Raw genomic sequence first — 14,551 nt, 5'->3', positions numbered from 1 at the left:
CCGTGCGAAACGCTCGGCCACGTCACGGATCTCTTCGAACGGACGGCTTACTTGACGCGATACGACGAGGCACAGCACTGCCGCGCAACCCGCGATCAGCAAGCCCGCCCCGGCCAGTCCGAATTGCGATTTGCGCACGGTGTGCCTGATCGCGCTCAGGGGGATCGAACTGCGGACCACTCCCAGCTCATTCCCGCCGCGCACGATCGGCAATGCGACGAACATCTCGCGACCATCGGCTCCGCTGGTCATAGCGGCCGATTGTTGCGGTGGCGCCCCTGCGGTTGTCGCCTCCTCGCGATTGCCTGACTCGGCCAGCACTCGGCCCGACGCCAGCTTGACACTGACGTTGGTCCCCGTGTCGGCGGCAATGCGCGCACAGACGGCCCCCAAGGGCTCGGCATCGTCGGGGGATAACGATTCGCCAATTTCCTGCAGCACAAGCTGCGCGGTCAGATGCAACCGTTCGTCGAGCGCGGCGAGATGCGATTTCTCCAACAGGTACGCGGCAAACCAGCCGACCGAGACGATCGCGGTCACCGCTACAAGCAGATACGACGGATAAAGCTGCCACAGCAGCCGCTTCCTGGCCATCCGCTACCCTTTGAAGCGATACCCGATCCCGCGGACCGTTTCGATATAGTCGCCGCGGGAACCCATCTTCTTGCGCAGCCCGGCGACCTGCACGTCGACCGATCGCTCTGTCACGGGGTAATCCTCCCCCTTCACGGCATCCACGATTTGTCCACGCGTGAAGGCCCAGCCCGGCTTCCTCGCCAGGAAATGCAACAGACGAAATTCCGTGAACGTCAGATCGATCGGCTGACCGGCCAATAGAACCTCGTGCCAGCCAGGATGAATGACCAGGTCGTGGACGCTGACAGCATTGTCGTCATCGGCCCCTTCCTTCGAGCGACGTCGCAGCACCGCTTTGACGCGCGCCACGAGTACGCGCGGGCTGAACGGTTTGGTTACATAGTCCTCGGCGCCCAGTTCCAGGCCGGTGACCACGTCTGCTTCCTCGCTCTTGGCGGTGAGCATCAGCACGGGGATGTGCTGAGTGCGCGTGTCCATCTTCAAGCGCCGACATACTTCCAATCCATCGACCGTCGGCAGCAAGAGATCGAGCACGATCAAATCGGGCAGATCGCGCCGCGCAGCTGTCAGGGCTTCTTCTCCCGACGACACGCATACAACCTTATACCCTTCCTTGTTGAGGTTGTAGCTTACTAGCTCGAGCAGATCCTGCTCGTCATCCACAACAAGCACACGCTCTCGTGCCATGGTTAAGCCCGGGGTTCGACGGAAAGTTGTCTCGGGCATCATGGGTAGCATGGGAATGTTAGGCTTCTGTTAGAGGGGTGTTTGATTCACGTGTTTGCCGGCCCATAGGCCGCACTCGTATTGCACCCGTGGCGGCCATTCTAACGGCGAGCGTCCTCGCTCTTCAACCGGCGACCGACGGCAAGATTCGCGCGCATCGACGGAACACCTGTTGCTGACAATGCTTTCACGTCACGAAACATCACAAAGAAAAATAAGGCGACCCAAAATCGCAAGTAGGAAAGGGCGCTGCACTCCGTCAACGAGCGGCGATACACGGCCCGTTCCTTTCTTGTCCCCTCATTGGAATTCGCACGCCTTGCCGATCGCTCATCCGCAGAGCGTCAGTGGCTACGTCAGCGCATCGGCTACCCGATGAATTACACCTGCGCTCCCATGGGCCATTGCGTTCGTCACGCACGGACGATGAAGGACCATTGATTGGCAAGCTAACCATTCCGTCCAAGACTTATCGGCCGGGTGCTACGCATGGCGCGGCACGGCAGTTAGGCCGTAAATAGCGCGAAAGTTGGCAGTTCCGAATTCACCAGCAATTGCGCGGCCCGGCCGACGGCAGTCGGAAAATAATATTTTTCTTGTTTGAAAAACCCTACCGGGTATCATGCCAGAGTGGAAAGGAATCCGGCGCCTCGCCCATCTAGGCGTCGATCTGTTGACCGTGGAAGCGTTTTCGTATGCGCGGCGTGCCACTCAACCAAGTCTTGATTTCCACCGAGCAAAAAAGGTAAGGGGTGGAACATGCTCAACGCACTCGCGCGTCAAATTCTTCGACGACCAGGCGTCTACTTCCTTGCGTTGCTGATTGCACTTGCTGCACCGGCGCGTGCGGCGCTACCGGCCGGAGACATTGTAGTCACCGCGAATATTAGCACGGGCGATACGGGGCTTGTACTGATCGACCCCGCGACCGGCAATCGGTCGATTCTCTCGGACAATGCGCACGGCACAGGGATGCCCTTTAGCCAACCCTTGGGAGTTTCCGTCACCGCCAATGGCGACTTGCTGGTAACGGATATGGGTTTTCCTAGTGGTCCTATGCCTGTGTCAGTCGACGGCCTTACTCCGCCGCCACCACCACCAACGCCGGCGCGCGTCTATCTCGTCGACCCGAGCACCGGGAACCGCACCGTGCTGTCGCAGGATAGCATGACGGATACCATTCCGCCCTATGCTGCCATCGGCTCTGGGACCATGTTCAACGGTCCCGTAATTGCCAGGCAAGTCGGCAATCAAATCCTTATGACCGATTCGAGCGTAGGCGCCGGAAGTAGCCTTATGACGATCGACCCTAGCACGGGCAACCGTGCAGTGATATCGGGGAGGTTGCTCCCGGGGGGACTTCAGGTTTCGGGAAGCACCGCGTTCGTGGCTGACGAGTTCGAGGGCTTGCTTAGCGTGGATTTGGCAACGGGGAATCGCACGATAATTTCGGGTAAGAGTGCTGGCAGCGGACCGGCATTTAACACCGCTGCCGATGTCGCGACCTACGGAGGTCAATTGCTGGTTTCTGGAGGCAACACTACGGATTTTTCCACGTTCGGCATATATCGTATCGACCCTACGACAGGCAATCGCACCATGGTTTCAACGAGTACCGTGGGTACAGGTCCGATCGATCCTGGGGGGACGTTGCTCTTGGCGGTTGAGCCCGGGGGAACGATTTTGGCGTCGACCCTTAACTCGTCCCTGGGACTACTCGCCGTCGATCCGACCACCGGCAATCGCACGATTCTTTCCGACGCGACGCATGGCGCAGGCCCGACGTTCACGTCATTGAACGACGTTGCCGTTGTGCCGCTGCCCGGGGATGCCAACGGCGATGGCATGGTCAACGGCCTGGATATCAACGCCGTAGCCGCCCAGTGGAATCATACCGGTTACTTCCTGATGGGCGATACAAACGGCGATGGCATGGTGAACGGCTTGGATATCAATGCGGTCGCCTTGCATTGGCAGCAGCACGACATAGGCGTTGGAAGAGGTGGCATCGGCGGCGGTGGCCTTGGTGGTGGCGCAGGGGGAATCTCTGCGGTGCCTGAGCCATCGACTTCCATCATGGCGGCGTTCGGCGGACTTGCGCTGTTGCTATGGCGCCGTGCCCACTAATCAAAAAAAAAGAGCTACCCTGACTGGGTCCGACCGCGGCTGGTGGAGAAAGCGTCGAACTCAGGTGGGGCCGCTGGATGATACAAGGCTCGCCGCACGGCTTTCCGAGTCGATTTCCGAGCCATGGCGCCCGTTCTTGCGTTTCCTCATGTTGCGAATGTCCTGCCGTGCGCGGCGCGCGAAACAAACCCTTCCGGCACGATTGCCGAAAGGGGTCGTATCAAGCGAGCCTAATACGAGATGCCCGGCAGGCTACGACGCTTGACGGCTGGCCACCTTGCGGCCGCCGACAAGACGACGCGTCACCAGCATCAAAGCAGCCGTCGCGATCAGCGTGATCGTGGCCGGCTCAGGTACCTGGAACGGCGTGTAGATGCCCGGGTTGCCGATATCGCCGGCCGTGCTCTTGTAAGATCCGTAGGCGTCCCCCACGACAGACAATACGGCGCTCGACGCCTTGTTCATCCCCAGGTCCGCCAGCGGAATATTGGCACCGACGTTGTTCGCCCGCGGACCCTGCCCCGTCTGATCGTTGAACGTCAGCCGATCGACCAGATTGTTGCTGGCGTCATACAGATTGATCTCGTCGCTGCGGCCGAGGTTGTCGTCGGTATAAGGTCCCCAAACGGCGACCGTCGAGGGCAAGTTCCACACCGAACGAAATGTCGCAGGCGCGACCTCCGTCATGAGGACGCTCTGGCCCGGCTGCACGATGCCGAACGTTGTGCCGAAATCGTGCTTGCCGGCGTTACGGTCGTTGTCATCCTCCGACCAGTTGGTCATGTCGATCGGCGCGTTCGAGACGTTCGTGAACTCGACGTACTCACCGCCGGGCGCGTTGGCGGCGTACGCCCATTCCGTGATGGCCATCGAGGCGGCTTGCACGCGCCCATGGGCCGATATCGCCAGAAGACCGCCGATGGCGATCAAGAAAACTCTACCAAGTTGTACCTTCATGAGCTTGCTCCTCTGGAGTTATTGAAACCAGAACTTACAGATCAACAAAACGGACGCGTTGCACCGCGATGATTGTTTGCCGCGATCGCTGGCAACATTTCTGGCAACGATTTGTTGCGCAGAAAAACGTCTCGCTGGGCGAGTCGAACGGTCGCTTCGCGGTCGCCGCGTGCTGGCAGGAGCGTAGCGGTCCTAGATTAGGAGACGATTAGCGAATGATGAGAATGGCAAGAAATCACAGCGAGCCATCGAGCGCCGCGCCGCCCAGTGACGATGGGACGGCGCGCCGGACCACGCCGCAGATCCTCATCGAGTTCTAACACGTCGCTAATCTTGTCCTAGCAACTCGCCTGTACCGTACCGGCTCCAAAAGCCAGCTCACTCTCGAGCTGTGCTTTCGCGCCCCCTGCCAGGCACGGCAATCCTCGGCGGGTTGGGCGACCCACCAAGCAAACATCATCAGGCGATTTTCTAAAGGGAAGGAAAACCGGAAAATGCGACAGCAGGCTTTTGCACTTCTTGCGTGTACGGCAACGATGGTCGTGAGCGGTGCTCTCGGAAGCATCGCGCGGGCCGACGACTCCAACGCGCTGATCATGAACCAATACAACGCTGTCAGCGGCGGAATCTACCTGAAGAACGGCAAATCCGACGGAGAGTTGGGACGCGTCGAAGGGAATGGGCAGAATTGGCTTCAATTCCTCACCACCAAGGCCGACCCCGGCAAGAACACCCTCGATTTGCAGGGTTACCAGATCGACTGGTCCTACGATAAAGGGGACGGTACCAGCTCCGGCAGCGGCTCTATCACCTTCAGCAATGATCCGGTGTGGGCCGCCGTGCCGATGGGAACAGCCGTCAACATCACCGAGGACCAATCGGTGTGGTACCTCAACAACACGCCCCCGAATCCCCCCAACGTCGACGGAGATCCGACCGGTGGCGGAGGCATGCAGCGCGACGGCGACATCGACGGTCTCGGCGTTTTGCACGGCACTCAGTACTCGGGCAATCCGACACTCGAAACATTGGTCAACTTTTCCTCCAATACCGCCTGGAATCCCAACGCGCCGGCCGGAGCGAACATGGCGCCCGGACCCAACTGGAATATCAACGTCTACGCCGGCCAGCAGAGCAACGGTGCGTTTCAATACTTCAACTTCGCCGGCTCGGTAACCAAAGATGGTGTCACGTCAGCCATCGGGACCGAAGCAGGTGGACTGTTTGTCGCCAACAATGACAATTGGCAATTCACCATCAAGGATAGCCACGGCAACGTCGTGCAGGGGCCCATTGGCGAGGCCTTAACTACTACAATTCCGCCCGGTTGGGGTGGCGGCGGCATTGGCTCCGACGAGTTGGGCAAGCTGCAGGCCTTCCCCGTGGGCACCAATCCCACGCTGTCCGACTGGCAACACGTTACGGGTAGCGATTACTTCGACGGTTCGACCAGCAACTTCGGCGGCCTTAGCCAGTGGACGGTCAACAATGCATTAGTTTCGGAAGACCTCAGCCCGCTGCGCAGTTGGTTCAACAACATCAAGCCGGGCGACGTGAATCTGGACGGCGTCGTCAACGGCCTGGATGTGAACGCGATTGCCGCCAATTGGCTGCACACCGGCGTGGGATTGCAAGCTGGCGACGCCAATGGCGACGGAGTCGTGAATGGCTTGGATGTCAACGTCATTGCCAGTCATTGGCTGCAAAGTGGCGGAGCGCCCGGCAGCGGATCCGGTAGCGGCGCTAACGTTCCGGAGCCACCCTCTTACATACTTTGCGCAATCGGCGCGGTCGTGTGCCTGGCGGGGCGTTCGCTCCGCCGGCGTAGCGGTTGCTAGGGCGTTGCCGACGTTTTCCGCCGGTGCATCAGGCGAGGATTCGCAATTCTATTGGGTTGCTAATCATCGCCTCACAATCGATCGCTATCGTGCCACGTTAAGTCGCGCAGCCGAAAGTCGCTGCGCCGCGATCGACTCCGTTGCGTTTGACACTACCGCGATCGACACTGCGGCGCTCGACACTGCGGCGATCGACACCGTGGCGATCGACACCGTGGCGACAATAGTAAAGTTCTTTTTTGCGGGGCGGACGGCGTTTCGCAATGCGTCGCTCGCGCAAAATTTGAGGCGGGGCTGAGCGAGAGGGAATCACGACATGGGAGGATTCGGGATGCGCCGTCGAATGGCGAGGCGTGAGGAGAACGGACCGCAGCAGTGTCCGAGCATATCGGCTGCGCCGCGCGGCTTCACGCTGGTGGAGCTGCTTGTGGTCATCGCGATCATTGGCATTCTCATCGGGCTTTTACTGCCGGCGGTGCAGATGGCGCGCGAGGCCGCGCGCCGCGCGCAATGCGTGAACAATCTCAAGCAAATGTCGCTGGCGCTGCTGAACCATCACGACATGATGCAATCGTTTCCGCCGGGCATGCCCCATTGCTCGCCCAACAAGGCCTTCGACCCGCAGGGTTTCATGGGCCTGTGGAAAACCGGCGGCACGCAAACGGGCGTCTATTGCATGGGCCCGAACTGGCTGTCGAACATCATGCCGCAGATCGAGCAGGCGGCGATGAACGACAAGCTACTGGGATGCCTCGACAATGAGTACAACGCTCCGGACGACTGCGACCGCGACAAGACCGGCCAGCCCTATCGCGACTTTGGCGACCTGACTTTTCCCTTCATGTTGTGCCCTAGCTCAGAAGTTATCGAGACTGAGATGAGTGCCTGGAATCTCGAAGACCTGGACAAGGGGAACTATGCCGCCAATTTCGGCTCGGACACGTTCATGTCGTTTACGTCTCCCACCACCGCGGGCGCATTTGGCGTAGTGATGCCCGCCGGCACCGCCGGAGTGAAGCAAAGATCCAACGACCCGTCGATCCTTGGTCGTTGGAAGGCTGGCTGGGGCCAAGGAACACGGCTGGCCGAGTTTACCGACGGCACTAGTAACACCGTGCTTGTCAGCGAGGTCGTCGGCTTTGATGACGAGGCCGACGGACGTGGCACCTGGTCGTGGGCCGGCATGGGCGGGTCGTCCTTCACGGCCAAGTACGGACCAAACTCCAAAACGAACGACGTCATTCCCGCCTGCAGCACCGCGATCGCCGCCGGCGATCCGCGTCATTGCACACAGAACCAGGCCAGCGGCGCGGTTTGGGCTTCGGCGCGTAGCATGCACCCCGGCGGCGTTAACGCCACCATGACCGACGGCTCGGTGCGCTTCTATACCGACAACATCGATCTCGCCATCTGGCAAGCACTCGCCACGCGCGGCTACGGCGATATTGTTTCGTCGCCGTAGGCTTCATCCCCCTAGCGCGTCGATGCACGCCATGCGTAAGATGATCGGGTGCCATGCCCACGATCGCGTGGGCATGTGAGTTACCATCGGTGAGACATGTCCACAAGGCATGTCCACACTGGGCATGGACACGGCACCCGCTAGTTACTGTGCGATAGTTGCTGATCGCGCGTCCGCTTATCGCTTCGGCGCGCCGGCAGGCGCGGCCAGCCCGGTCCCCAATACGCATCCAGGCGATTCGGCCGCCAGTTGCCGAAGCAACTGTTGGGCCTGTTGGGCATACGTTTCCGGCGCAAGTTCGGCGGCGGCTTTCAAATGTTCTGCCGCGCTCAGCGGGCGCCCCGCCTGTTGATAGTGCCGGCCCAATTGGAAATGAAAATGCCCTGCGGCAGCGGGAATCGTGGCGAGCCCTTGCCGATAGGCCGCCTCGGCCTCGGCATATTGCGTCCTTTCGCGGGCGTTGAACGCAAGGCCGTTGAGCGCGCGCACACGCCCCGCCGTATTTGCGGCAGAGTCCGGTTCAGCTTGTAAAAGCTCTGCCCCGGTTCGATACCACTGACTGCTCTCAGTCCATTGCCGCTGCTGTTGCAGAACGGCCGCCAGCAGTAACGCTGCCTCGGCATGGGCGGCAGCCAGCGGATTTAGCAGTTGAGACGCCTCGGCCCCACGGTCGAGCATCGCCAGCAATCGCGCCTGCTCGATCTGACCTGCCGGCTTCATCTCTGCGATTTGCGACTTCTCCAACCTTTGATCGAGCGTCACGATAGATTCAGCCAACTTGCGCTCGATCGCAGCAGGAGCGATGCCGGCGATCGGGCGTACGCTGCCGATCGCGCACAGCCGCGTTATCACTCTCTGCGCTGCGACCAGTTGTTGGCGCTCGATCAAGTCGGCGGCCACAGCCGTTTGACGACGGTAAAGATCGACCGCATACGCGGCAGGCAACCCCACGGCAGCCAATATGGCGATCACGAGCGCTGCGAGCGTGGCGCGGTCCGGTTGCTGATCACGGCGAGCCCGATCTTCCCAAGCTTCTGCCCAGCACTCAGCCGCCAGACACCACGGCAATTCAAGTATCAAGCACGTGCCGACCCGCAGTAACGCCCGCGCGATGAATCCAACGTGGTCGGCGTCTACCGCCCGGGCCACATCGGGCAGGGCCCCGGCCACAAATAACGCCACGATCGTTCCAACGCTTGCCCACAGAATTCCCATCAGCCGAGGCCGCCCGAGCGAAAATCTCTGCGTCACTAGCGCCGCCAGGCAGACAGATGCCGGCAGCGTCGATAGTAGATGTACGACCGCCACGCGTTGCCATCCAAAAACGGTGGCCACGCCAGCACCATGCCATCCGGCCGCGCCCGCGAGTGACAGTCCTGCCACGGCCAAGGCGGCGCAACCGCCAAGCACGCGAGAAAATCGAACTGGCATCGAGGTTGCTGCCGGGCGCATGGGTCTTCAACTCATCTCGGCCGTGGCGGATACCAGTTCGGGCGTGCCGGCTGTCGCGAGCTTGCGCGAGGGCGGCGCCGCCGATTCGCGCGCGGGAAGTTCCACTCCGAGCGTTTGCGCCGTGGGGGCGGCGCGCAGCTTCCAGATCATGCCGTCGTAGGCGTAGTGCAGCCCGGCCGCCCACAGATTGACCCCCAACCAGATTTCGTGCGACCACACGTCCGCCATTTGCGCGAGCATTCCAAACAGAATGACATAGAGCGCGAGCATGCTTCCCCAAGCTCGGGCCATTTTGCTGAACAGGCTCGGCGCGCCATGCGTGCGGCGACGCTGCGCGTAATGACTGACGACGGCCAGATACTCGATGGCGTGAAAGGCCGCTGCGGCGGCGGTCAGCGACAGGATCAGCGTAGTCCATCCCAGGGCCACGCTCGCGAGCAAGCTGAGATACATTGTCGATACGCTGGTCAGATAGGCCATCTTGCCCGGCCGTCGCCAGGGACGCGCGATCAGCTCGACGGCGAAGAGCAGGACTACCGGCAGCGACATCACGACGTCCAAGATCGTCAATCCGCTGCGCGCCGTGGGATACGCTTCGGTCCAGCCGGTCGACCAGCCTGCCAGTCGCAAGCTGGTGTAGAACACGGTGGCGCGCAGGCACCAGGTTTCCAGGCGCGGATGTCCGCCGCCGCACTTGCGTGAGTACATGCGGAGAATGCCGGCATGCTGCGCGGCAAAATGCCAGGCGTTCCACACATAGTCGATCAGCAGCAGGCAGACAAATCCTCCGCTCGCCCAGCGCACGGCGCTGACGACCACTAGCGCCATCACGGCCATGGCGGCGAACAGCTTGCCGCGCCCCAGCCGACGATCGGGATCCGTGGCCACCAACAGCAGTGTGATCCAACGATGCGGCGTGGTGAGAAAATAAATCTGCCAGAACTCGATGTGCGGCGTCCGCTCGGCACTAAGAAAGCCCGGCAAAAAAGCCAGCACCCAGCCTGCGTTGACCAGAAACAACAGATCAAACGCCGGCGAAACGATCCAACTAGCGCACCGCGCGCGACCTTCAGGTTCCCGATCGATTCGGGCCAAGGATAATGTCTGGCCCATCTGGTCGGCCATCGCAGCGGCAGGGAGTTGAAGAGGGGGGGCGCAAACCGCCGCGCGGCGGTCTTCAGACACGATGTTTCGTCTTCCCCCGAAAACAAGCCGCCCAGCCTAACAGGCAATTGTGAGGAAATGATGAGCGGCGATGGCACGGTCGTGGCTGGTTGGTGTGTTGATCAAATTTATGGTCACCAAGGCGGTTATGGGTGTCTTAATAGTGTGTGCTTGGGCAGTGTGCAGCCCGGCTAATGTATTGCCGGTGCCTCCAGGTTATTTCGCACAAAATAAAAGCCGATTTCGGCTTCTGGAAATAGTCGCGTTGCGAGCGCTTGTCGATTTAAATCCTCTGAGGTCAATTCGGTGCGACTTGCCGCCTCGACAATGACACTGAGATATTCCAGTCCGTCTTCGGAAAATAACCACAGCATCCCTGGAGCGGGCATTCTTTGCGGAGAAATGAAAGCACTCGCGAGGGCGAACTCCTCGACAGGTATTCTTGCAAACCGGTCGCCTTCCTCGGTTAAGAAGGCGTGCCGCTGCCGAATCCAATTGACGTGATAGGCCAAGAACGTGGCCACGACGGTCACCACCACGGACATCGTTCCCAGACCAAACTGATACCCGCGGTCGCGGGTGGGGGGTGATTCGCTCACGACGCCATTTTACTAGAATGGCGAAACCCCTGGCAGTGCGGCTGATCCCCGCGCCTTCGGCGTCGGGCGCGCCCTGGCTCTCTATCCTTGCGAGTTCTCCCAGGGTCGCATCGCCACGGAAAATTGACTGGCGACCAAATCGAACGATGGCGGGCTGATGTTACCACAGCCGAATGCGCAGCGGTCCGCGGCAGTATGATGATGTTCCGTCCGCTGCTGCTGCACTCCTCCTCGCAACGTTAATTCCAGCGCGTCGCCGCGTCGTGCACCTGGAATTCGCAAATGTTGATCTGCCCAAAGGTCTGGCATGGCACTGGAGAGTCTAGGTCGCTACGGCCAACGAAAGAAGCAGCGGGTGGTGCCTGTGCCAAAGTTGCAAGGCGACAAAAAAGCCTGGAGCTTCTGCGCTCACGCATTGCCCTGATTTGCATTCCGTGCCCCGTGCTTACCCACTGAATGTTCCAGGAGTCGATCGCCTGGCACCAACATGAGCGACCGAAACGTGGCGGCGGTACGCAGATGCGGGGTGGTCGATTTCCGCCACACCCCCCTCCCGGATTGGGAGGGGGACTTGAGAGGGCCTTCTAGCCAATGTTCTTCGCCTTGGGCGGAGCCTTGGATTTCGACGCCTGCTTTGTGGTCGTCGGCGTCGACTTCGATTTTTCGGTCGTCGCCTTGTGATGCCGGCTGTGGTGCGTCTTGTTAGCTGTCGTAGCCGCGTTGGTATTAGGCGCGGCCGTGGCGCCATTCATCACTGGGTTTTTGTTCGGCCGATACATTCGGCCCGTCGTGGGCGCGCCGTTGACTCGCATCGCACCTGCGCCGTTATTGGCGTTGCGCCAGTTCATGTTCCGGTGGTGGTTGCGATGGCGCCATTTGCCGTTGCGCGTGACCATCGGGCGAGTTGTCGCCGCGCCGGTCGGATTGCCGACGGCAGCGCCGGCTGGCGGAGTCGTGGCCGTGGTGGGTGCGGCATTTTGGGCCCACAGTGTCATCGGCCCGAGGGCCGACATGACCACCGCCATTGCCAAGCTGCGTGTGATCGACCGTCTCATGGTACTTACCCGGTCCTTCCCAATCGCCGTCGATTTCGTGCCGCGGACCGATTACACACGGTTCCTGGCGGGACGCCCTAACACTCGTTCGCGTGGCCCACGTGCTTCGACGGCGAAAATGGTTGGTTCGCTGCGAGCCACCCGTATCTGCTAGGAGTCCTACGCGGGCCGGCCCATTGCGGGTGCCGTTACATTTCCGTCACCGACCCGGCTTACGTTCCCGTCATTCCGCTGATAGCTCGTCGGGACTTATGGGGTATTTAACCCATTCCTTGGCGAAGAGTTCACCACGGAGTCACGGAGACACGGAGGTAACACCGTGATCCTGGGGGCAGAGGGGTCGGGGCGCTGATGAGCTGAAGGCCAGAGGGGCTGAAACGAACAAGGAATCTATTGAGCAAATAGCCTCGACCATGAATCACACAGATTCCACGAACTCAAGACGGTTTCTTATTCGTGTCATCCGTGTGATTCGTGTTTCCAAACTTTTCTTCTCCGAGCCTCCGAGCCTCCGTGGTGAATAAGTGCGGGCGTGGGCCGAGCTACCAGCCACGTCTGCGCGGCGCGCGGTACATGGGTTTTCCCCAGGTCGTCCGATTCGCGGCCGCGGTCAGGCCCCCTTCCATCCCAGGAAAGCCGACACCGGAATAGTTGTAGTTCGTGGGTCCGCTGCGTCGCGCGCGATTGGTCGCATAGGTGGTGCGCCGCGGACGATACACTTCCTGCCGCTGGGGCGTGCCGTTTACGGTGCTCTGATTTGTGGTTGCACCGGCGGCAGCTGCCGGCGACTTGGCCACGGCGGCTCCCGCGTTTGTAGTCGCGGTCGGCGGCGACGTCGCCTGAGTGCCATCATCGGCCCAAGCGCGATGGCATGGGAACAGGGCCAACGCGAGCAGCGACGCTACCAATCCACTGGTAATTCTTTTAGTCATAGCAGGACTCCCGATCGACGCCATCTTGATGAAGCCTCGGGCCGTGTGCAACGCGCCCGCAGCCACACGCCATTGGTCGAAGGGTTGCTCCTAGTGCGTCGGACAGCGTCAGCTTGGCTCGCACTGCTTGACCCGGCGTTCCATTCAATCCTAGCAGAATGTACGGCGCCGTGATGTCACTTCCCGGTCATCCGGGGAAGATTGTAAAGTCGCTGGGTGCCTGGGGTCGGCGTATTCGCCGCCCCCAGAATGTGCGACAAACTGGGGGCCCGCTTCGCTCGACCTCAGCCATCCGAATACAAAAAGTCGACTCTGTATTCACCAACTATCGCCACCGGCGTTTCTGATTTCTAAAACCGTTTGGCTCCGCAAGCCATGGGCGACTGGCCTTGTCCACGGCTTGGGGCGGACACGGCTTGAATTCACCTCTGCAAGGGGTAAGGTAGGCTTGCCTGCCGGCCCTAGAGTTTGATTCGGCCGGCGTCGCAATCGGCCAGTGGGGCATTCCAGTCTCTTACGGACGTCTTATTATGGCACTCATCGCTGGTCACAAACGTGGGCTCTTGGTTCTGATCCTCAACTGCATTTTTGCAACGGTGTTTCCGCCCATGTCACGCGCCGCCGAGAACGAACCCCAGGACGCCGGCGATCGCCAGGCCGCGAAATTCATCGCCTATCACGAAAGCACAGTCCAGCCGTTGGACATTGCCGTCGGCCGCGCCTGGTGGACGGCCAATACGACCGGTCGTGACGAAGATTTTGCCGCCAAGGTCGAAGCCCAAAACCAGTTGGACCATGCCCTGGCCGATTCGCAACGCTTCGCCGAGTTGAAAGCCATCAAGGCCGCCAAGATTTCCGACCCGACGCTGCGCCGGCAGATCGATATTCTGTATCTGATCTATCTCGAGAAGCAGGTCGACCCCGACTTGCTGAAGCGCATCACGTCGACGGCCAACGACATCGAAAAGGCCTTCAACGTCTATCGGGCCCGCGTCGACGACAAGCAGCTGGTTGATAGCGAAGTCCGCAAGGCCTTGAAGGAATCGAAGGATAGCGCCCGGCGGCAGCGCATTTGGGAAGCCAGCAAGGGGGTGGGCCGCATGGTCGAGGCCGACCTCAAGCAACTGGTGCTGCTGCGCAACGAGGCCGCACGCAAGCTGGGCTTCAAAGACTATCACGCCATGCAGTTGTCCTTAAACGAGCAGAGCCAGGACGACGTGCTGAAGCTATTCGACAATCTCGACGCACTGACGCGCGAGCCGTTTGCCGCCGCCAAGCGCGAGATCGACGCCAAGCTGTCTTTGAACTACGGCATCGACGTCGACGAGCTGCGCCCTTGGCACTATCACGATCCGTTCTTCCAGGAAAGCCCGGCGATCTTTTCGGTCAATCTGGACTCGGTCTTCGGGACGGCCGACATCCTGAAAATCTGCGAGAAGTTCTACGCCGGCGTCGGGCTGCCGATCGAAGACGTGATCGCCCGCAGCGATCTGTACGAAAAGCCGGGCAAGAGTCCGCACGCCTTCTGCACCGATATCGACCGCCAGGGGGACGTGCGGGTGCTGGCCAACATCGTCCCCAACGAATATTGGATGGGGACGATGCTGCACGAGCTAGGGCATTCGGTTTATAGCAGCAAGAA

The 14,551-nt window shown here is 60.6% G+C and carries 12 protein-coding genes; 4 read left to right on the top strand and 8 right to left on the bottom strand.

Annotated elements, in window-relative coordinates; all coding sequences use genetic code 11:
- Together VGG64_12890 and VGG64_12885 are read right to left on the bottom strand one after the other, a co-directional pair.
- A partial coding sequence (locus tag VGG64_12890) for a hypothetical protein (protein HEY1600495.1) occupies positions 1–594 on the bottom strand: 594 nt, incomplete at its 3' end.
- Positions 595–597: 3 nt separating this feature from the next.
- Positions 598–1,284 carry a response regulator gene (locus VGG64_12885; protein HEY1600494.1) on the bottom strand — a complete coding sequence of 229 codons (687 nt, stop codon included), beginning with the start codon at positions 1,282–1,284 and terminating at the stop codon, positions 598–600.
- Between the two features lie 798 nt (positions 1,285–2,082).
- Between VGG64_12885 and VGG64_12880 the strand changes: the two genes are divergently transcribed.
- Positions 2,083–3,450, top strand: coding sequence for a dockerin type I domain-containing protein (locus VGG64_12880; GenBank protein HEY1600493.1), 1,368 nt, complete (start codon positions 2,083–2,085; stop codon positions 3,448–3,450).
- A gap of 252 nt (positions 3,451–3,702) precedes the next feature.
- Here VGG64_12880 and VGG64_12875 read toward each other — a convergent pair whose 3' ends face one another.
- The gene (locus VGG64_12875) at positions 3,703–4,407 is read right to left on the bottom strand and encodes a lamin tail domain-containing protein (GenBank protein ID HEY1600492.1); all 705 of its coding nucleotides are present in this window, start codon (positions 4,405–4,407) and stop codon (positions 3,703–3,705) included.
- A 494-nt stretch (positions 4,408–4,901) separates the two neighbouring features.
- Between VGG64_12875 and VGG64_12870 the strand changes: the two genes are divergently transcribed.
- Both VGG64_12870 and VGG64_12865 read left to right on the top strand, forming a co-directional pair.
- Positions 4,902–6,245, top strand: coding sequence for a dockerin type I repeat-containing protein (locus VGG64_12870; protein ID HEY1600491.1), 1,344 nt, complete (start codon positions 4,902–4,904; stop codon positions 6,243–6,245).
- A gap of 331 nt (positions 6,246–6,576) precedes the next feature.
- Positions 6,577–7,707 (top strand): DUF1559 domain-containing protein, encoded by a 1,131-nt coding sequence (locus tag VGG64_12865; protein HEY1600490.1) that lies wholly within the window; start codon positions 6,577–6,579, stop codon positions 7,705–7,707.
- Between the two features lie 177 nt (positions 7,708–7,884).
- Here VGG64_12865 and VGG64_12860 read toward each other — a convergent pair whose 3' ends face one another.
- From VGG64_12860 to VGG64_12840, 5 genes are all read right to left on the bottom strand, one after another.
- Positions 7,885–9,138 carry a hypothetical protein gene (locus tag VGG64_12860; protein ID HEY1600489.1) on the bottom strand — a complete coding sequence of 418 codons (1,254 nt, stop codon included), beginning with the start codon at positions 9,136–9,138 and terminating at the stop codon, positions 7,885–7,887.
- 27 nt (positions 9,139–9,165) lie between these two features.
- Entirely contained in the window at positions 9,166–10,344 is a 1,179-nt protein-coding gene (locus VGG64_12855; GenBank protein ID HEY1600488.1) for a hypothetical protein, read from the bottom strand.
- Positions 10,345–10,514: 170 nt separating this feature from the next.
- Positions 10,515–10,922 carry a hypothetical protein gene (locus VGG64_12850; GenBank protein HEY1600487.1) on the bottom strand — a complete coding sequence of 136 codons (408 nt, stop codon included), beginning with the start codon at positions 10,920–10,922 and terminating at the stop codon, positions 10,515–10,517.
- A gap of 584 nt (positions 10,923–11,506) precedes the next feature.
- The gene (locus VGG64_12845) at positions 11,507–11,977 is read right to left on the bottom strand and encodes a hypothetical protein (protein ID HEY1600486.1); all 471 of its coding nucleotides are present in this window, start codon (positions 11,975–11,977) and stop codon (positions 11,507–11,509) included.
- 542 nt (positions 11,978–12,519) lie between these two features.
- Positions 12,520–12,909 (bottom strand): hypothetical protein, encoded by a 390-nt coding sequence (locus VGG64_12840; GenBank protein HEY1600485.1) that lies wholly within the window; start codon positions 12,907–12,909, stop codon positions 12,520–12,522.
- Between the two features lie 530 nt (positions 12,910–13,439).
- Here VGG64_12840 and VGG64_12835 point away from each other — a divergent pair.
- Positions 13,440–14,551: M2 family metallopeptidase (locus VGG64_12835; GenBank protein HEY1600484.1), on the top strand; the 1,112-nt coding region annotated here is incomplete at its 3' end.

It is taken from the genome of Pirellulales bacterium, from assembly GCA_036490175.1.
Taxonomy (GTDB): Bacteria; Planctomycetota; Planctomycetia; order Pirellulales; family JACPPG01; genus JACPPG01.
Note: the sequence above shows the minus strand (reverse complement) of the source record. Positions and strands in the feature narration are given on the sequence as shown.

What these genes read in the sequence shown, in the direction of transcription:
- VGG64_12840 (HEY1600485.1), bottom strand. Translation starts at nt 12,909, where the DNA reads ATGACTAAAAGAATTACCAGTGGATTGGTAGCGTCGCTGCTCGCGTTG.
- VGG64_12880 (HEY1600493.1), top strand. Translation starts at nt 2,083, where the DNA reads ATGCTCAACGCACTCGCGCGTCAAATTCTTCGACGACCAGGCGTCTAC.
- VGG64_12845 (HEY1600486.1), bottom strand. Translation starts at nt 11,977, where the DNA reads ATGAGACGGTCGATCACACGCAGCTTGGCAATGGCGGTGGTCATGTCG.
- VGG64_12860 (HEY1600489.1), bottom strand. Translation starts at nt 9,138, where the DNA reads ATGCCAGTTCGATTTTCTCGCGTGCTTGGCGGTTGCGCCGCCTTGGCC.
- VGG64_12875 (HEY1600492.1), bottom strand. Translation starts at nt 4,407, where the DNA reads ATGAAGGTACAACTTGGTAGAGTTTTCTTGATCGCCATCGGCGGTCTT.
- VGG64_12885 (HEY1600494.1), bottom strand. Translation starts at nt 1,284, where the DNA reads ATGGCACGAGAGCGTGTGCTTGTTGTGGATGACGAGCAGGATCTGCTC.
- VGG64_12865 (HEY1600490.1), top strand. Translation starts at nt 6,577, where the DNA reads ATGCGCCGTCGAATGGCGAGGCGTGAGGAGAACGGACCGCAGCAGTGT.
- VGG64_12870 (HEY1600491.1), top strand. Translation starts at nt 4,902, where the DNA reads ATGCGACAGCAGGCTTTTGCACTTCTTGCGTGTACGGCAACGATGGTC.